Source organism: uncultured Faecalibaculum sp. (genome assembly GCF_910588395.1).
Lineage (GTDB): Bacteria > Bacillota_I > Bacilli_A > Erysipelotrichales > Erysipelotrichaceae > Faecalibaculum.
Genome location: NZ_CAJUPA010000004.1, coordinates 53,924 through 72,469 on the forward strand (window position 1 = coordinate 53,924; position 18,546 = coordinate 72,469).

Below are 18,546 nucleotides of genomic sequence, written 5' to 3' on the forward strand. Positions count from 1 at the left end.
AGGCCGGCTTTTCATCAGCAGATCATTCCGTACAGGTCAGATTCAGGCAATCAGCTCTGTGACCTTCCGGGCGTAGTCAATGGGATCCTTGACCGGGAAGCCTTCGATGAGCAGTGCCTGGTCGTACAGGACTTCCGTGATGGCTTTCGCTTTCTCAGGATCGGACTGCCAGGTGTCTTTGAGGAGGCCGAAGATCCGGGAATCGGGGTTGATTTCCAGGATCCGGTCAGCTTTCAGAGGGGGCATGCCGGAGTCCTGCTGGGCGGCCATGGCGGCATAGACTTTCTCCATTTCAAAGGACAGACCATCGCCGGCGACGAGCGTTACGGGGTCGTCCACGAGGCGGGCGGAGAGACGGACTTCGCTGACTTCAGGCAGAGCGTCTTTCATGAAGATCAGCAGGTCTTTGTTTTCTTCGGAGGTCTTCTCCAGCTGTTCTTTTTCTTCTTCGCTCTGGAGATCCAGGTTGGCGCTGGAGGCGTTGGTGAAGGCATGATCTTTGTACTGACCGAGGGTCTGCATGACAAACTCATCCACTTCCGCGGTGAGAATCAGAGCCTGGTAGCCTTTTTTCTGCAGGGATTTCACAACAGGGAGTTTCGCCGCTGCTTCGGTGTCCCGGGCGGAGACATAGTAGATGTCTTTCTGGTCTTCGGGCATGGCAGAGACAAATTCCTGGAGTGTCACGAGTTTGCCGCCGTCTGTGGTGTAGAACATCAGCAGGTTTTCCAGTTTGTCCCGGTCTGCGCCGAAGGAGGAGTAAATGCCGAACTTGATGTCCAGGCCGAAGTTCTTCCAAAACTTCTCATACTGTTCCCGGTCTTTGGCGAGCATGGCGCCGAGTTCATTGAGGACCTTGCGCTCGATGCGGTTTTTGATCAGCCGCAGCTGGTGGTCATGCTGGAGCATTTCCCGGGAGATGTTCAGTGAGAGATCCTGGGAGTCCACAAGGCCTTTCACGAAGCGCAGATACGGCGGGAGCAGTTCTTCGCAGTGATCCATGATGAACACACCGCGGGAATACAGCTGCAGACCGGGTTTGTAGTCCTGGGAGTAGAATCCTTCGGGGACACGGCTGGGGATGTACAGCAGCGCGGTGAAATCCACGTTTCCTTCGACGTTGAAGAAAATCGTCTTCATGGGTTCCAGGTAGTCAAAGAAGTGCTGTTTGTAGAAGGAAGCCAGTTCCTCTTCGGTGACTTCGGATTTGGGGCGCTTCCAGAGAGGCACCATGGAGTTCAGGGTTTTGTCCTCGGATTCCGTTTTCGTTTCACCGTCCACTTCGGTGGTGGTTTCCACGGTCATTTTGATGGGATAACGGATGTAGTCGGAATACTTTTTGACGAGATCCTGTACCCGGTAGCTCTGGAGATACTGGGAGTAGTCTTCTGTGTCATCATCGGCTTTCAGATGCAGGACGAGAACCGTTCCCCGTTCTTCCTTGTCGCAGGGTTCGATTTCATATCCTTCGGCACCTTCGGATTTCCATTCCCAGGCGTCCTGGCTGCCGGCGGCTTTTGTATAGACCGTGACCTGGTCAGCGACCATGAAGGCGGAATAGAAGCCCACACCGAACTGTCCGATGATGTCGGACTGGTCCTTGTCCTGTTTCTTCAGTTCTTCCTTGAAGGCCAGGGTGCCGCTCTTGGCGATGGTGCCCAGGTTCTCCTCCAGCTCTTCTTTGGTCATGCCGATGCCGTTGTCGGTGAGGGTCAGGGTGCGGTCGGTTTCGTTGAGTTCGATCCGGATCTGCAGATCCCCGGGTTCCTCATGGTTTTCCAGCGCCCAGTGGTAATACTTGTCCAGGGCGTCAGATGCGTTGGAGATCAGTTCCCGAAGGAAGATCTCTTTGTGTGTGTAGATGGAATTGATCATCAGATCCAGCAGTCGCCGGCTCTCAGCCTGAAATTCTTTTTTCTCAGCCATGATTGTCACCTCCGTGATGTGAGTCAGTATACACCTGTTTTTGGCAAATTCAAGTATTGAGTGCCAATCCGGTGTTCCTTCGAATATTGTATACCATTGTGTGTACTCTGCCGGGAGCGGGATGACCGGCAATCCTTTGCGGTGGCAGGACTCTGGCAGGGTCCGGGTGGTTCAGGCGGATTGCAGCCGGAGGACGAAACCGGATGACGCAAAAACCGCGACAGGCAATCAGAAATGCTGTCACGGTCTGGTATGAATCAGGACAGAGCCAATCCGAACCCGGCTGCTTTCGGCGGATTACCGGGTCCTGCTGTTTTCTTCTGTCTGACGGAGTATGTCCGTCACGGTTTTCCAGTCTTCTTCGGACTGTTCCCTGGTATGGCCTTCATAGGCTCCCATGTAGGGCTGAAATCCCAGGCGGCTGTAGAGTTTGATGGCTCCGTAGCTCTGGGACTGGGTGGATAGATACAGAGGATAGGATCCGGGCATGGCATCGTATTCCCTGGCGAGGGCGGTGATGAGGGTTCTGGCCAGTCCTTTGTGCTGATGATTCAGGCTGGTGGCAACCCAGTGCAGGCGGAGTCTGCCGGGAAAATCATGTCCCGGAAACAGACCGGCTGTGGCCGCAAGATCGTTGTCCGGTCCGAGGATGAACCGGAAATGTTCCCGGAGCTTCTCCGGGTCTTCCTGTTCCATTTTGTCCCACTGCGCCAGTCCGGCTTCTTCGTCTTTGACCAGACCGGTTTCCACCATGAGGCGGGCCCAGGGTTGCCGGAGGTCCGGATTGTAAGGTGCCCAGGTATATCCCGGGGCAAGAGGCTGTTCTTCCTGAATCGTCTTCCGGGGGAGAACCATGAGAACTTTGGTAAATGGTATGGTTGCATCACATATTGTCATGGCCTGATTGTATCAGCCGGACTGGAAGCAGGCTACAGAAAATCCGGAAAAATCAGGGACAGAACTGACTGTCCTTGTATGTCATAGCCGGGTTTTGCAGGGACCGAAATCGGAAAGTGGATATTTTCACGTCTTCACAGTGAGGAAAGCAGGAAAAAATCGGAAATTTCAAATGTTATATCATTTAGAATTGTGCTATCATTCTTTCGGAGGATTCAAATCATGAAATCAGATAACCTGACAGAAAAAACGCTGGCGGCGATGTTCGACCATACACAGCTGGCAACTGATGCAACAGAAGAGGTCATGAAGAAGCTGTGTGATGAGGCACGGGAAATCGGTGCTGCCATGGTGGCAATCAACCCGTACTGGGTGCCTTTCTGCAAGGAACAGCTGAAAGGGACCGGGGTCCATGTGGGTTCGGCCATTGGCTTTCCCCTGGGTCAGAACACCCTGGCGACCAAGCTTTTTGAAACGCGGAACTCTCTGGAGGAAGGCGCAGATGAAATCGACTACATGATCAACCAGAGCATGGTCAAAGCAGGCGACTGGGCAAACGTGGAAAAGGAAATGAAGGAAATCACGGAGATTTCCCATGAATTCCATGCTCCCTGCAAGGTGATTTTCGAGAACTGCAACCTGACAAAAGAGGAGATCCGGAAGATCGCGGAGATTGCGAAGAAGGTAGGCATCGACTATGTCAAGACCAGCACCGGCAAAGGCAAAGGCGGTGCCACAGTGGAAGACGTGAAGCTGATGAAGGATGTGGTCGGTGATGCCTGCAAGGTCAAGGCTGCCGGCGGTATCCGGGACTGGGAGACCTGCAAGGCCATGATCGATGCGGGTGCCGAGCGCATAGGCACGTCTTCTTCCCTGAAGATTCTGGAAGAGTTCAGACGCTCACGTGAACAGCAGTCCTGAGGGCTGCTGTTCACGACAGCGTCTTTCGGGTATTGTTCTGAAAACCGCTTTCTGAGTTTCATTCCGGGTGCAGGTCATATCCGCTGGAGCCGATGTGGCTGATGGCATGCGGGAAACCGGCAAGGCGAACAATCAGAACAGGAGACGGAAGACGATCAAGGCAAGAGACAATTGCGACAGTAAGAAAGGAACGTGTTGTGGTGATACCGCTGATTCTTGACAGTCTGCACGATTATACGATCTGGGGTGCAGACAACATTTCCCGGGCCCGGGGCCTGGATGAACCCTTTGGTACATGGTGGGAGGTATCTGCTCATCCCTATTGCCAGTCACCGGTTCTGAACATGCCGGGAAAGAACCTTCTGGAGGTTATTGAAGAAAACCCGGAGGATGTGCTGGGTCCCGGACTGGGTCTGCATGAAATGCTGCGGCTGGCCTGGCTGGATACCAGGGACCGTCTGTCCATTCAGGTGCATCCCCAGGATGACAATGCCCCGGCAAATGATTTTGGCAAATCCGAGTCCTGGTACATTCTCGATGCAGAACCCGGCGCCACGCTGGTGGCAGGTACGAATACCACAGATCCGGATGTCATCAAAAAGGCTCTGGAGGATCAGACACTTGATGAATATCTGGTAAAATGGCCTGTGAAGAAAGGCGATTTCATTTACATTCCCGCCGGCATGCTGCATGCCCTGGGAGCCGGGATCACAGCCATCGAAGTGGGCACCAATTCCAATACCACCTACCGCTTTTATGACTATGGCCGCAAAGACGCTGCCGGCCATGAGCGCCCGCTGCATCTGAAGGAGTCTTTCGAGGTTGCGGATTTTTCCCTGAAACCGGTCTTTGTTCCGGCTTCCGATCAGGATCATGTACTGGCAGATGCGCCGCAGTTCACGGTGCTGGAGCGCTTTGCGGGTGAGGAACCGGTGGAAATCGAAACGGGAGAAACGTATGTGGTTCTGTCCAACATGGGAGCTGATACGGATGTGACCTGGAACGGCGAGACGTTCCCTCTCAAGGCGCTGTCCAGTATGGTGGTTCCCTGGAGCGCCGGGAAAGTGACACTGAAGAACGCACACGTTCTGGAAAGCAGGCCCAAAAAATGAAGACAATTCTTGTCACCGGCGCCAACGGTTACCTGGCGAGCTACTGCCGGCTGCTCAACAGCCACAATTTCAACTGGATCTGCATGACCCGCAAGGATGCAGATCTCTCGGATCCGGCCAGTGTGAAGAAGTACCTGGAAACGGTGAAGTTTGATATCTGTTTCCACACTGCAGCCAACGCCACCACAGCGCTTTGCGAAGAGAACCCGGAGATGGCTCACAGGATCAATGTGGAAAGCACGCAGATGATCATCGATGCCTGCAAAGCGCAGAATGCCCGGCTGATTTTTTCCGGCACCGAGCAGTCCTTCAACGGCAAAGTGGAACACGGTCCTTTCAGGGAAGAGGAGCCGAAAAATGCAGTCACAGTCTATGGACAGAACAAGGCGGAATGCGAAGGGCTGATTGAATCCCAGCTCACAGACTATGTCATTCTGCGCTATTCCTGGATGATGGGTCTTTCCTTCCCGGGGATCAAGGCAAGCCCGAACATTATTGCCAATGTGATGAACGCCCTGCTTCACGGGATACCGACGCTGTTTACCTGCAACGAGAAACGCTGCATGACCTATGCGAAGCATCTGGCTGAACAGTTTGAACAGATCACCGAACTGCCCACCGGCGTATACCACATTGCGGCGGACAACGATATGACCACCTATGAAAGCGCCGTGTATGTAGCCAGAGAACTGGGTGCGGATGAAGAAGAAATCAAACGGCTGATCCTCCCCAACCACGACCGGTATGCAGACCGGTTCCGGGACTACCGGCTGGATGCGTCCAAAGCCGCTTCTCATGGTCTGCATTTCGGCACGTTCAAGGAAAACGTGGCAGAAGTGCTCCGGGATTTCAACTGGAAGAAATAACAGCTGCTTCACAGCTGACCCCGCCGGGACCGGAACAGTATCCGGTTCCGGCTTCTGTATATAACCGGCACTGCAGACAGATCAAACTGCAATCAATGAAGAAGAAAGAAACAGGAAAGGAACTCTATCATGGCACTGGAGGATATCGCAAAACGCTACTACAAAACAGAGGGATACAACTGCGCGGAGACGCTGCTGCACGCAGCCAATGAATACTATGATCTGGGACTGCATGACCACGATATGCGGACCATGGCCGGTTTTGGCGGCGGGATGTTTGTGGGCAGTGTCTGCGGCGCCCTGGTGGGGGCACAGGCAGCGCTGTCTGCCATGATTGTGAAAGACCGGGCGCATCATCAGATGGAGGATATCCGCCCGGCCTCTCAGCGGCTGCACCGGAATTTCCGGAATGCCTACAATGCAGTGGAGTGCAAGGACATCAAAAAAGACTGGCATTCCAAGGAAGAGAAATGCTGGAAAACCGTGGAACAGGCCAGCCGGGTGCTGGAGCAGACAGTGAACGAACTGCAGCTGCCGCAGGCCAAGGAACCGGCTTCCGGTGCTCAGACAGCATGAAGCGGATCCGGTCTGTTCCGGAAACAGTCATTCCGCCGGAAGGATATCCTTGCAGGGAAAGGGCATTCATTTGCCGGATTTCCTTTCCCGAAACCCGGGTAAATGGTAGGATGATGCATGAGGTGATTTCATGAAAATCGCATATTTGATGCATTATATCGGAAATGACTTTGAAGAACTCTCCGAAAACATAGACCAGCTGCTGGAACAGGGTGACCATGTCTTTGTCATGATCAACGATGAAGGACTTCGGGATGATATCTTCATCGCCTACGGATCTGTTCCTGAATGCCACATCGCCGGGATGCAGGGGGCAGCCCTTCACGGCGACCTTTCCCTGCCCCGCGGCACCATTCTGCAGATGCGGGAGGCCCTGGAACAGGAAGAGGACACCGGGGTGTATTTTGACTACTTCATCAATCTGACAGATGGCATGATGCCTGTCAGATCCAGGGAAGAAATTGTGGCGGTTCTGGAAAGTCTGGATGGAAAGGACAACTACGTAACAGTGGCTGACAGCGACCACAGTCCGGAGCTGAAAAAGCGCATGGAAGAATACGCCTTTTTCACCAACTCCCTGAATTTCCAGAAAAGCAGAATGCTCCAGGGGATGAATTCTCTGACGAAGAACATCGTCAAAAACTTCAAGAACCGGGAGACGGAAGATGTGGTGGTACAGACCTGGCCATTCTTTGTGCTCAGTCATGACAGTGCCGAGGCCCTGGCAGAAAACCTGGCTTACTGTTCCAATCAGTTCATGATGTGTCTGTACCCGGAAGAGCTGTGTTTTGGCACGATGCTGCGCAAATATTCGAATGCAGATCATGAAGAGCGCAAACTGTGGATCACCGGACAGGGCGACTATCAGGAACAGGCTGTGATTCAGCCTGTGACGATGGATCAGATCCTGCAGGCTCCCGAAGCGCTGTTTGCCCTGCGGGTGAAGGCCAAAGAGAATCTGCCGGTGTACCAGAATGTATTTGATGCCTACAACCAGAATGCGGCCCAGGGTGATATGCCTGCAAAGAATGCAGACTGAGAGTATTTCAGATGTACAGAAAAGACCTGTAGACATGCGGGGATGGGGATATATCCTCTGCCCTTGCCTGTCTTCAGGCTTTTTTAGTCTTCTGAAAAGACCGCTGCAGGCTGGCTGATTCTGATTCATGGCGGCTGCAATCCGATGGGGAGCCGCATCTGTATCACGGCATGAAAAAAAAACAGACTCCACTATCTGTCTGCAGAGTCTGTCTTCAGGCTGAATCAGTTTTCGTCTTCCAGCTCGTTCCAGTCGTTTTCCAGCTGGGCTTCGGTTTCCGATGTGTCATACTCGTCGGATTCCATTTCCATGCGGTTTTTCTGCTGTTCTTTCAGGCGCAGTCTGGCCATAAGCATTCTGGCCCGCTTTTTGGCGTGCTTGAGCATCCGGGCATACTGGAGGAATACCACCAGACAGATAACAAACAGTACGGCGCAGACAGCGATTCCCCAGAGGTACCCCTGGAATTCATACTGCAGGAAAGCCGTGATCAGGCAGCAGACCATGCAGATGAACACCAGAAACATGGTGCTCCGGCAGGAGTTGGCATACTTTCGGAAGAAACGGTATTTTTCTTCTTCGTTTTCAATCACCTTGGGATACTCGCCGGCTTCTTCAGGATGCCGGAAAATGAACCAGCCGGCTTCCTTCTTCTTCCGGGCAGGCGCTTTGGACACCAGCTGCCAGCCGTCAGCTTCCAGTTTCCGCCACTGGCTGTTGTCCGGTTCCTGCCGGAAATAGTCAATGGAATAGTAGTACCGCTGAGGTTCCCCTTTGGTGAAATAATACTTGTGGCCGTTGTGGCGCACGTAATGGTAGCCATCCGCTGACTGTTCTGCGAGATAGTCTTCAATGATGGGATACTGACTCAGCAGGAAGTGTTTTTTGTCTTCAAAGAGATCCGGTTCGTCTTCATAATACTCACCGTCTTCATCTTCTTCCTCTTCGTCGTTTTCGTCGTCATCCTCTTCGTCGTCATCATCGTCATCATCGTCATCATCGTCGTCAGAATCATCCTCATATTCATCGGAGTCATCTTCCTCGTCTTCTGCTTCAGGTTCATCTTCCTGATCAGCAGCCGGAACGGATTCTTCCGTCATGATTTCCATGACAGTTTCCCCGGCATCGGCTTCCGGTCCGTTTTCCTCTGCAGGTTCTCCGTCTTCTTCATGATCCTTCAGCGTTTCTTCGGTGACAGCATCCATTTCAATGGTGGGAGCGTTGTCTCCGGATTCCGGCTGCTGATCAGCTGCGTCGTCCGGCTGCGGTGCTTCTTCCTGCGGCAGCTGGGTCTGCAGCAGTTCGTCCACAGCCGGGGCTACATCCTCGCTGGAGGAAAAAACCGTCGGTTCCGGTTCTTCCTGCACAGTGGCGGCTTCTTCCGTGATTTCCTGTCCGTCATCGAAAATCTGACGTCGGATGCGCACGGTGGCTTTTTTCCGGGACCGCTTCCCGAACAGGCCGCGTTTCGGTTTCTCTTCTTCCTTCAGTTCAAATATATCCGAGGCATTGAAGGAATGAAGTTCCGGCTCACTGAACTGGATCTGCGAGATGCGATCCTGCTGTGTGAGTTCTTCCAGCTCTTCCAGACTGGTGTTTTTCTGGTTTTCAGGTTCCTTTGCCATAGTGTACCCCCTAACTGTATCATTATACGACAGGTCCGGATATGACACAAAGAGAGTCGGCCTGATCCCTGAACAACTGTCAGTTATTCAGGATTCAGGCTGAGTGCTTCGCGCTTAGGCATACCTGCTTGTTTCAGAACACTGTGTTCATTTTATATAAATCTGCAGAACAGTAAGCAAATAATTGCATGTTTTTCCATAATTTTGAAAACCATTCTGTTACAGGTACTCCTGATTTGTTATAATTTGGCTGCAGTCATCAATACGCTGATGTGCTTTTCTTCCTGATTCGAGGAATCTTTCCGACCTGGTCCGTGAAAACAGACTGGGAAGGAGGAACTGTGGATATTTTTGAGATTGTTCAGCTGCTGGCAAATCTATGTACCATTGCATTGTTTGTTATGCCGCTGATTCCGGACGTTGTGTCCATCTCTATAGCAATGTCCTTCAGGATCTCGATCATCCGTAAGAAAAAGCACGATCAGTGTACCCGCACCGACCGTGCTCAGGATGATCGCTAGATCATCTAGACAACAATTAAACAGCACATCGGTTGATGTCTGCTGTCTGTATCTTCATTATATGCCGTTTGGAATATCTTGCAAGAGACAGACTAAGGCCGGAAGATTCCTCGAATCAGACGGCTTGGTGGGGCTTTCCAGTCATGGAAGACCCCATTTTCGTTTTCAGCCGGTACTCATCAGGCAGTTGTCAGCTCGGTTCTATCCTCCAGGTTATGCCTTACTCTATTGCAGCGGGTTCCGTGATCAGCTTCCGCTGTCACGGAACTGGCTGAAAAAAGCACGATCAGTGTAGGAGCACCGACCGTGCCAAGGATGATTGTTAAATCATCTAAAGCTTCATAAACAGCACATCGGTTGATGTCTGCTGTCTGTATCTTCATTATAACTCAGCCAGTTTACTGAACAACTGTCAGTTGTCCAGGAACCCGCTGAGTTTTTCATATACAGACTTCAGGAACCAGCAGCCTGCACCTGTTCAGCCGAAACAAGACAGGAAATCCTCAAGCCTCAGCTCATTCCTCCGGAATGTGCCTTTTTCTATGCCCTCGATAGCTGCAACACTCAACCGAAGGCCCGGCTTTCTCTTTATGGAGCTCTCTGCGCACCTCATTCCAGTCCACCTGATGACAATGGGCGCAGTCTCCATTACAGGATTTCTTCCGGTCCTTTCGCATCTGGCGGAAAATGAACACCAGAACCACAGTCAGAACAAGAAGGATCATTACATCTCCGGCAGTCATTCTCTCACCTCCCCGCCAGTCTTTCGGAACCAACCGCCTTTATTTCCCTGCTTCCAGGGCAATCGTTTTAACAGGTACCTCATCCCTGCCACTGTATCCCCTGCGGAACAGCAGGTACAGCAGAACGCTAAGCAGAACCAGGGCAATCACCGTAAAGATACTGAACGGTACTTCGCCGGTGATCAGACCGCCGATCTGGTATACCATCATTGCGCTGCAGTACGCGATTACACACATGTACCCGATCGCCGCCAGCGTCCACTTTGCATTGTTCATCTCCCGCTTGATGGCACCCATCGCCGCAAAGCACGGTGCAAACAGCAGGTTGAAGATCATGAAGCTCCAGGCAGCCAGGACGCTGAAATCCGCAGCAATCGCAGTCCAGATCTCGGTTCCATCCTCGGAGACTTCACCCAGCCCGGCATACAGCACTCCAAAGGTGTTCACCACTTCTTCCTTGGCAATCAGACCGGTAAACGTCGCCACTGTGGCCTTCCATGCCATATCGCCAGCCCAGCCCAGAGGATAGAAAATCCAGGCAATGCTCCGCCCGATCGCAGCCAGCAGAGACAGATTGTTGTCTTCCACCATGTGCAGTCCGCCATCCACGAAGCCGAAACTCTGCAGGAACCACAGCACAATGCTGCTGGCCAGGATCAGCGTTCCCGCCCGTTTGATGAACGACCAGCCACGCTCCCAGGTGCTCCGGAGCAGATTGGACAGCGTCGGCCAGTGATAGGCAGGCAGTTCCATGACAAAAGGAGCCGGTTCTCCTGCAAATGCCTTGAACTTCTTCAGCATGATACCCGATACAACCACAGCTGCAATGCCGATCACAAACGCACTCACCGCCACAAAGGCACTCTGTCCGAATACCGCACCGGCAAACAGACCAATGATCGGCATCTTCGCCCCGCAGGGAATGAACCCCGTGGTCATGATCGTCATCTTGCGATCCCTGTCCTGTTCGATCGTGCGGCTTGCCATGATCCCTGGTACGCCGCAGCCTGTGGCCACCAGCAGCGGGATGAAGCTCTTGCCCGAGAGGCCGAACCGGCGGAACAGCCGGTCCATAATGAACGCCACACGGCTCATGTAACCGCAGTCCTCCAGCACGGAAAGCAGGAAAAACAGCACCAGGATCTGCGGAACAAACCCCAGCACAGCACCCACACCGGCGATGATGCCATCCTGAATCAGACTCGCCAGCACATCCGATACTCCCATGGATGTCAGCAGCGTTTCCACACCCTGCGGGATCCATTCCCCGAAGAGCACATCATTGACCCAGTCTGTTCCCATCGTGCCAATGGAGACAACCGTGCCGCCCATGGCAATCGTGTAGATACCCCACATGATCAAAATGAAAATCGGCAGGGCCAGCCAGCGGTTGGTCACGATCCGGTCGATCTTGTCCGACAGGGTCATATCCGACGCTTTGGCCTTCTTGTGGAAGCAGTCCGAGAGCGTCTTCTCGATGAATTCATACCGCTGCGTGGTGATGATGGACTCCGAATCGTCATCCATCTCCTTTTCCAGACGGTCTGTCACCGTCTGCACGGCTTTTTTCTGGACATCGTTCAGATTCAGTTCTTCCAGCACCCGCTCATCTTTCTCAAAGACCTTCACCGCATACCAGAACCTTGCGCTGGCCGGGACTATGTCCCCCAGAACCGATTCGATCTGCTCCAGGGCCTTGCGAACCGCCGGTGTAAATACCGGCAGCGGCCTGGGAGCGGACAGCGTCTGTTTCAGCGTTTCCGTCAGTTCCGGCAGACCTTCCTTTTTCAGTGCCGAAATGGAAATCACCGGACAGCCAAGTTTCGCAGAGAGCTTTTTCAGGTCCAGCGTATTGCCGCTGGCCCGGACCATATCCGCCATGTTCACAGCCAGGACCACCGGGAGATCCAGTTCCATCAGCTGCGTGGTCAGATACAGACTTCGTTCGATGTTGGTTCCGTCCACAATGTTCAGGACCATGTCCGGCTTTCCTGCACCAGGAACTGTCGGGACACCACTTCTTCCAGGGTATAGGGAGACAGAGAATAAATACCCGGCAGATCCTGAATCAGGATCTGATCCACACCCCTGAGAGGGCCTTCCTTTTTCTCCACCGTGACCCCAGGCCAGTTGCCTGTGTGCTGCCGGGAGCCGGTCAGAGCATTGAACAGCGTGGTTTTTCCGCTGTTGGGATTCCCGGCCAGTGCGACGATCTTCATTGAGCAGCCTCCTCTACTTCGATCATTTTCGCATCCTGCTTGCGCAGTGACAGTTCATACCCCCGAACCGTCAGTTCAAAGGGATCCCCCAGCGGGGCGACTTTCCGGATGGACAATGCCGTTCCCTTCGTCAGTCCCATATCCATGATCCGGCGCTTTACCGCGCCGGTTCCGGTGAGTTTCGTGATCACCACACGGGCTCCGGGTCCGTATTCATTCAGCGTCATGCGGGTACCTCCTGAACATAAAGCCGCCGGGCCATTCCGGCGTCCAGCGCCATTCGGCAGCCTTTGACTTCCACGATGAGATTGCCAGCTATTTCCTGCTTCACAACGACCAGTGACTGCGGGGAAAAGCCCAGATCCGCCAGATGGTTTTTCACATTCTGCGGTCCGGTGATCCGGCAGACCGACATCGGTCTGCCCTTGTCTGCATAGGACAGCGGCATCATATATCTGCTTCCGATCTGCAGCCATCCCTTCTGAATTAGGGTTAACTAGCAATCGTTAGTATACTCTAACTGTGGTTAGTTGCAACATACTTCGCGGAAAAATTCACATGTCTTTCCATCTGTTTCCGCGGACGGTTCCGTTATCCTGTTCCCTTCTGTATCCGCAGATTCGCTGTTTCCCTGCTGTTTCCCTGTTCCTCATTCCATCTGCGGCTTCGTGCCTTCCTCTTCATCCCCGCCCTTCACCCGCACTTCCCCTTTCACCGTTCTCCGCCATTGTCCGAACCACCGGCTGCAGATTAAAATGGAATAATGCATGAGCACCGGCACTGCAGCCGGATCCCGCATCTTCCTGCACAGCCCTGCACAATCGGGTGCTCACCAGTCGGGTGCTCACACAGCCTTGCACAGTCACACAGCCGGGAGGACCACACATGATACTGGACGCCACCATCAGCGGAATGAACATACAGCTGCTTCATGAAGAGCAGGCAAAGAAAAAAGCAGCGGAAAAACCGCTGGTCCAGGCCTGGCACAAATCCGACGGTGCCTTTCTCGCAAGACTGGCACTGGTGCAGGACAAGCCCCAGTCTACGGACATGAAACTGCTCATGGACCTGGCCCGTCAGTTCCTGCAGGTCATGTCCGAAGACATCCATCTGCGGGAAAAGAAACGGCACATGGTCATCCTCCGGGAAGAACGGGCGGCTCAGATCGGCGAACAGCTGGATGACGGGATCCATTCCCGGTTCCTGTATCCCGGACATCTGCAAAGTCTGTTCCAGGACTTCTCCCAGGCCATTCAGATGCATGCCAACCGCTCGAAATCCCGGAGCCTCCTTCAGCTGCTCCGGGACCGGAATCTGACCACGATCCGCAACCAGATCTATTTCTTCCTGGCGGACAACCCGGAGGACGAAGACTATCCCTTTGTATTTGTGGCCCTGGTTCCGGTGACAGAAGGCGGACGCATTGTCTGGAAAAACCTGAAAACCTGGATGAATCAGGCCAGGAATCAGGACACGCAGCACTTTACCCTGTACCCGCTCCATCAGCTCATGGCCGACAGCGAATTTCTGCGGCGGCTCGTGGGCACCCGCCTGATCCACCATCCCCTGCGGATCACCGAAGAGGAAGCCTTCGATTTCGTCTCCCAGGTGGAATCCTTTCAGAACGCCGGCATTGTGTGCATTCTGCCGGTGTGGATGAGAAATGACCGGCTGCAGATCCGGTTTGAATGGAGCCAGGGGCAGGGTCTGATCAACGAAACCTCTCTGTCCCAGTACAAACCGCAGATGGTCTATCACGGCCAGCCCATCACAGAGGCGGAAGCCGAAGCGCTGCTGGCCGGAACCGAAGGACTGCGCCGGCTCAACGGCCGCTGGCTCAATGCCAGCCACAGTCAGCTGACCCGGCTGGTGAATCAGTTCCGGAAAGCCCGGGAAGCCGGCACCTCCCTGATGTCCCTCATGCAGCTGCAAAGCGAAGAACGGGACATGACCGATCAGGAAGAAGCGCTCCCGGAGCTGGAGATCTCCTATCAGGACTGGCTGAACGCCCGCTACGGCCTGGGACAGGACATCCACGCCAACGAACTGCCTTCTGCCTTTGACTCCATCCTGCGTCCCTATCAGAAACAGGCTTACCAGTGGCTGGACATCATGCGGCAGCACAAACTCGGCGTGGTTCTGGCTGACGACATGGGTCTGGGAAAAACCGTGGAAGTGCTCTCCATGCTGGAGCGCCTGCGGCTGGACGGCGCAAAACGCATTCTGGTGGTGGTTCCCGCCACCCTGGTGGGCAACTGGATGGCGGAAATCCGCAAATTCTCTCCCTGGATGTCCGTCTTTCATCTGGAAGGCAAAAAAGAACCCGCCAAAGAAGAACCCGCCTTCATCACCCTGGTCACCTATCAGAAGGCCCGCCAGTCCGATTACCTGGAATCCGTGCACTGGGACGCGGTGATTCTGGACGAAGCCCAGGCCATCAAGAATCCTTCCTCCGCCCAGACCCGGAAAGTCAAGCTCCTGAAATCGGACTTCAAACTGGCGCTCACCGGCACACCCATCGAGAACAACCTCACCGAGCTCTGGTCCATCTTTGACTTCATCAACCCCGGTCTGCTGGGAACAAAGGAGGAATTCTCCCTGTTCCGGGCAGCGGATGCCGAAAGCCTGGACCGGCTGAAATCCGTCATCACACCCTTTGTCATGCGGCGCATGAAAACCGACAAATCCATTATCCAGGACCTGCCGGAGAAAAACGAAATCGACGTGACCATCAACCTCTCCCGGGAACAGATCGTCCTGTACCGGGATCAGGTCAACCGGCTGAATGAACTCATGCGCGAGACACCGCCAGCCAAACGGAAATTTCTGATTCTGTCCGCCATCACCCGCCTCAAGCAGATCTGCAACCACCCGGCGCAGTTTCTGAAATCCGGACCCTGGACCATCAGCCGGTCCGGCAAATTCGAAGCCCTGCGGGACATCGCCCAGACCATCCACGAAAACAGCGAGCGGGTCATTGTCTTCACCCAGTTTGCCCAGATCATCCCCGCCCTGGACGAACTGCTGCACAGCGTCTTCAAAGCCCCCGGCGCCACCATTGACGGATCCACCCCCGCCAAACAGCGGATGCAGACTGTCGAGGCGTTCCAGGCCGGGAAGCTCCCCTATCTGGTGCTCTCCCTGAAAGCCGCCGGTGTGGGACTCAACCTGACCGAAGCCCGCAACGTGATCCACTTCGACCGCTGGTGGAACCCCGCTGTGGAAAACCAGGCCAGTGACCGGGCCTACCGCATCGGACAGCGCAACGACGTCACTGTGTACAAGTTTGTTGCCGCTGATACCATTGAAGAAGTGATTTCCCGGATGCTCTCCGGCAAACAGCAGCTGGCAGATCAGGTCATCAACGACCTGGACTCCGAAAACCTCGGCGAGCTCTCCGCAGATGCCCTGCTCCAGGCAATACAGTGGCGGGGACTGAATTGAGGACAGCGGCAGTCTGTCACCCGGCGGGCGGAACCAGCCACCCAAACAGAGATATCACAAACCGGGAGATTACAAACCGGAATATCACAAGCAGGAATATAAAGAAGAGGTATGTTCATGGACGGACAGTATATGCAGATCATCCGGAGTTACGCCCGAAAACTCCAGGCCGGTCATTATTTTGAACCGGATCAAATCAGACAGGGACTAAACGTCCTGCAGCAGCTGAATGATTTTCCCGACGTCTTCCCCCACCCCCGCGAGATCGATCTCTATTTTCAGAATGTCGATCCGGACGCGGAAGAATCAGAGGACTTTTACAGCTGGTACCGGCCTCCGTATATCGCCATCAGTCTTTCCGGAAGCGACCTGGACGACCGGCAGGAAGACTGGATCAGACAGCACATCAGTCTCTTTGACTTCTCCCGCCCCCTGCGCAAAAACCAGGCCATTGAAATCGCGCTGAACACGCTGATCACCCTTAACGCCTCCTGCCCCAAGGACGCCTTCACCCCCTATGCCATCGCTGCCCTGCTTCTCGTGCCCGTCCTTCTCATCCAGCATCCCCAGGATATGCTGGCCATTGCCGGTCTGGACCAGGAAAAGCTGGACCTGTTCCGGGGAATCGAACCGCTGTCCATGTCCTACTTCCGCAGCCACCACCTCCCCGGCACCGGGAAAGCCCGGGTAGAATACGCCGCCGGTTTGCAGGACAGAGCCATGACCTGGGACCAGGTCAAAGACCTGCTGGATCTGGACACAGACACCCGGATCACGTTTCCTTCCATCAGTGCCACCCTCAAACAGCTGAATGCGGCAAACAAGGCGCAGCCCAAAGCAGATGAGCAGTATGTCATTTTCCAGTACGACACCAAAGGCAGACTCATCGCCCGCTACGACACCGAGGAAGCCGCCAGAGAGAAACTGGGGCCCGGATCGGAATCTCTTCCCCTGGAACCGGATCATGTTTACAAGTGGCAGAAAACCCGGGTTGTCAAACGCAGACGGCACTGACACTGTACTGCCGATGCGGCGACTGTGCCGCCTGGACAGGGCATCTGTCCGGTGGAAGAGGTCGGCCTGGCATGAGTTGAAAGTGGCCTGTCGAAAGCCATCAGGTCTTTTTCCGAGCCTGATGACAGAGTGGACAGAATAATAGGGCAAATGACATAGGGCAGAATAGCTGGCATAACAACACAGTATTCATTGATATTTATCTCATGCTTCGGTATCATGCAAGCAGTACACGGGGTTGTCAAATCCATATTGACAGGTCCACCGAGTGGGGGGAGCATTCCCCTTTTTTTCGTTCACGGTAATCCGAAATCCGGATAGCCGTGAGCGAAAAAAAGCACCTGTCGCCAGGTGCCTTTGCATTTGATTCTTACGCCTTTGCCAGAGCAGCTTTTGCCTCGTCGCAGACTTTTGTGAAGCCTTCAGCGTCGTGGATGGCCATCTCGGACAGCATCTTCCGGTTGATCTGAATGTCAGCCAGCTTCAGACCGTGCATCAGCTTGTTGTAACTCATGTCGTTCATGCGGGCAGCGGCGTTGATACGCGCGATCCAGATCTTGCGCATGTTGCCCTTGAGCTTGCGGCGGTCATTGTATGCATACTTGAAGGAATGCATGACCTGCTCATTGGCAGTTTTGTACAGTGTGTGCTTGGAGCCGAAGTAGCCTTTCGCCAGCTTCAGGACCTTTTTTCTTCTTCTGCGGGATACAGTTCCGCCTTTAACTCTTGCCATTTATAATTCCTCCCTTGCTTATTTCACCAGCAGCGACTTGATGCGCTTGTAATCTGTCGGGTTCACCAGTCCGCTCTTGGCCAGGTGACGGCGCTGTTTCTTGGTCTTGCCGTGGAAACGGTGGGATGTGTATGCGTGGTGACGCTTCAGTTTGCCGGACCCGGTCTTCTTGACCCGCTTGTTCAGTCCGCGGTGGCTCTTCATCTTAGGCATTGTCAGTTCCTCCTTGCTTATCCGTTGTTTTTTTCTTCTTGGGCGCCAGGATCAGGGACATGGTGTTCCCTTCCATGGACGGACGCTTCTCGATCAGATAACCGATTTCTTCATCCTTCGCCAGCTCATCCAGGAACTGGTTCATGATCTGGCGTCCAACCTCCTGACGTGTCATCATTCGGCCGCGGAACCGCATATCAACTTTGACTTTCATGCCCGATCCCAGCCATTTTTTCGCCTGCTTCACTTTCGTTTCGAAGTCGTGGGTATCCACAACCGGAGACAGACGGAGAGCTTTCAGTTCGACAGTGTGCTGCTTGCGTTTTGACTCTTTGGCTTTTTTCTGCTGTTCGAAGTGATAGCGTCCGTAATCGAGAACCTTGCATACCGCTGGACGGGCCTTGGGAGCCACACACAGCAGATCCAGGTTCTGACGATAGGCGACTTCCAGCGCCTCCCGCCGGGGCATGACCCCCAGCTGATTTCCATCTGCGTCGATTACGAGTACTTCTCTGAAGGGAATCTTTTCATTGAACATGTCTGTGTTGACATTGTTCGGGGCAACTCTTCTGTTATTGATATCCGATACCTGCCTTTCATTAAAAAAAACGGGCACACGAAGGCACCCTGTTATTGCAAAATCACATTGATCTGGCATTGACCCATGCGCCTAACGCATCAGGTGAGAAGGGGTGCT

General features: G+C 53.9%; 18 protein-coding genes and 1 pseudogene. 8 read left to right on the forward strand and 11 right to left on the reverse strand.

The window, feature by feature from the left end:
• Positions 1-42: 42 nt before the first annotated feature.
• Both htpG and QZ305_RS01985 read right to left on the reverse strand, forming a co-directional pair.
• The gene (gene htpG / locus QZ305_RS01980; protein ID WP_294729817.1) at positions 43-1,926 is read right to left on the reverse strand and encodes a molecular chaperone HtpG; all 1,884 of its coding nucleotides are present in this window, start codon (positions 1,924-1,926) and stop codon (positions 43-45) included.
• Between the two features lie 297 nt (positions 1,927-2,223).
• Positions 2,224-2,823 (reverse strand): GNAT family N-acetyltransferase, encoded by a 600-nt coding sequence (locus tag QZ305_RS01985; RefSeq protein ID WP_294729818.1) that lies wholly within the window; start codon positions 2,821-2,823, stop codon positions 2,224-2,226.
• 222 nt (positions 2,824-3,045) lie between these two features.
• Between QZ305_RS01985 and deoC the strand changes: the two genes are divergently transcribed.
• From deoC to QZ305_RS02010, 5 genes are all read left to right on the forward strand, one after another.
• Positions 3,046-3,744 carry a deoxyribose-phosphate aldolase gene (gene deoC, locus QZ305_RS01990; protein WP_294729819.1) on the forward strand — a complete coding sequence of 233 codons (699 nt, stop codon included), beginning with the start codon at positions 3,046-3,048 and terminating at the stop codon, positions 3,742-3,744.
• Between the two features lie 200 nt (positions 3,745-3,944).
• Positions 3,945-4,856 carry a type I phosphomannose isomerase catalytic subunit gene (locus QZ305_RS01995; protein ID WP_294729820.1) on the forward strand — a complete coding sequence of 304 codons (912 nt, stop codon included), beginning with the start codon at positions 3,945-3,947 and terminating at the stop codon, positions 4,854-4,856.
• Positions 4,853-5,722, forward strand: a complete 870-nt coding sequence (locus QZ305_RS02000) for a sugar nucleotide-binding protein (protein WP_294729821.1) — start codon at positions 4,853-4,855, stop codon at positions 5,720-5,722. The genes QZ305_RS01995 and QZ305_RS02000 overlap by 4 nt, the downstream gene beginning before the upstream one ends.
• A 129-nt stretch (positions 5,723-5,851) precedes the next feature.
• Positions 5,852-6,298 (forward strand): C-GCAxxG-C-C family (seleno)protein, encoded by a 447-nt coding sequence (locus tag QZ305_RS02005; RefSeq protein WP_294729822.1) that lies wholly within the window; start codon positions 5,852-5,854, stop codon positions 6,296-6,298.
• A 130-nt stretch (positions 6,299-6,428) separates the two neighbouring features.
• Positions 6,429-7,337, forward strand: a complete 909-nt coding sequence (locus QZ305_RS02010) for a beta-1,6-N-acetylglucosaminyltransferase (RefSeq protein ID WP_294729823.1) — start codon at positions 6,429-6,431, stop codon at positions 7,335-7,337.
• A gap of 224 nt (positions 7,338-7,561) precedes the next feature.
• Here QZ305_RS02010 and QZ305_RS02015 read toward each other — a convergent pair whose 3' ends face one another.
• Positions 7,562-8,962: a DUF2812 domain-containing protein gene (locus tag QZ305_RS02015; protein ID WP_294729824.1), complete on the reverse strand. Its 1,401-nt coding sequence runs from the start codon at positions 8,960-8,962 to the stop codon at positions 7,562-7,564.
• Between the two features lie 341 nt (positions 8,963-9,303).
• Here QZ305_RS02015 and QZ305_RS02020 point away from each other — a divergent pair, with 341 nt between their 5' ends.
• Positions 9,304-9,483, forward strand: a complete 180-nt coding sequence (locus QZ305_RS02020) for a hypothetical protein (RefSeq protein ID WP_294729825.1) — start codon at positions 9,304-9,306, stop codon at positions 9,481-9,483.
• A 515-nt stretch (positions 9,484-9,998) separates the two neighbouring features.
• Here QZ305_RS02020 and QZ305_RS11760 read toward each other — a convergent pair.
• The 5 genes and pseudogenes from QZ305_RS11760 to QZ305_RS02040 form a co-directional block, all read right to left on the reverse strand.
• Complete coding sequence (locus QZ305_RS11760; RefSeq protein WP_367268818.1) at positions 9,999-10,226, reverse strand: FeoB-associated Cys-rich membrane protein; 228 nt, start codon at positions 10,224-10,226, stop codon at positions 9,999-10,001.
• Between the two features lie 39 nt (positions 10,227-10,265).
• Positions 10,266-12,445, reverse strand: a pseudogene (feoB, locus tag QZ305_RS02025) (ferrous iron transport protein B).
• Positions 12,442-12,672: a ferrous iron transport protein A gene (locus tag QZ305_RS02030; RefSeq protein ID WP_294729826.1), complete on the reverse strand. Its 231-nt coding sequence runs from the start codon at positions 12,670-12,672 to the stop codon at positions 12,442-12,444. The pseudogene feoB and the gene QZ305_RS02030 overlap by 4 nt, the downstream one beginning before the upstream one ends.
• Positions 12,669-12,896 carry a FeoA family protein gene (locus QZ305_RS02035; protein WP_294729827.1) on the reverse strand — a complete coding sequence of 76 codons (228 nt, stop codon included), beginning with the start codon at positions 12,894-12,896 and terminating at the stop codon, positions 12,669-12,671. Before QZ305_RS02035 ends, QZ305_RS02030 begins: the two co-directional genes overlap by 4 nt.
• 198 nt (positions 12,897-13,094) lie before the next feature.
• Complete coding sequence (locus QZ305_RS02040) at positions 13,095-13,244, reverse strand: hypothetical protein (RefSeq protein ID WP_294729828.1); 150 nt, start codon at positions 13,242-13,244, stop codon at positions 13,095-13,097.
• A gap of 86 nt (positions 13,245-13,330) precedes the next feature.
• On the opposite strand from QZ305_RS02040, the gene QZ305_RS02045 reads away from it, so the two are divergent.
• The gene (locus tag QZ305_RS02045) at positions 13,331-15,889 is read left to right on the forward strand and encodes a DEAD/DEAH box helicase (protein ID WP_294729829.1); all 2,559 of its coding nucleotides are present in this window, start codon (positions 13,331-13,333) and stop codon (positions 15,887-15,889) included.
• A gap of 117 nt (positions 15,890-16,006) precedes the next feature.
• Entirely contained in the window at positions 16,007-16,903 is an 897-nt protein-coding gene (locus tag QZ305_RS02050; RefSeq protein ID WP_294729830.1) for a hypothetical protein, read from the forward strand.
• Positions 16,904-17,273: 370 nt separating this feature from the next.
• On the opposite strand, the gene rplT is transcribed toward QZ305_RS02050, so the two are convergent.
• From rplT to infC, 3 genes are read right to left on the reverse strand one after another with little or no spacing between them, the layout of a single operon-like run.
• Positions 17,274-17,636 (reverse strand): 50S ribosomal protein L20, encoded by a 363-nt coding sequence (gene rplT, locus QZ305_RS02055; RefSeq protein ID WP_294729831.1) that lies wholly within the window; start codon positions 17,634-17,636, stop codon positions 17,274-17,276.
• A gap of 18 nt (positions 17,637-17,654) precedes the next feature.
• Positions 17,655-17,849: a 50S ribosomal protein L35 gene (gene rpmI, locus QZ305_RS02060; protein ID WP_067557660.1), complete on the reverse strand. Its 195-nt coding sequence runs from the start codon at positions 17,847-17,849 to the stop codon at positions 17,655-17,657.
• Positions 17,842-18,387, reverse strand: coding sequence for a translation initiation factor IF-3 (infC, locus tag QZ305_RS02065; RefSeq protein ID WP_294729832.1), 546 nt, complete (start codon positions 18,385-18,387; stop codon positions 17,842-17,844). Before infC ends, rpmI begins: the two co-directional genes overlap by 8 nt.
• Between the last annotated feature and the right edge of the window lie 159 nt (positions 18,388-18,546).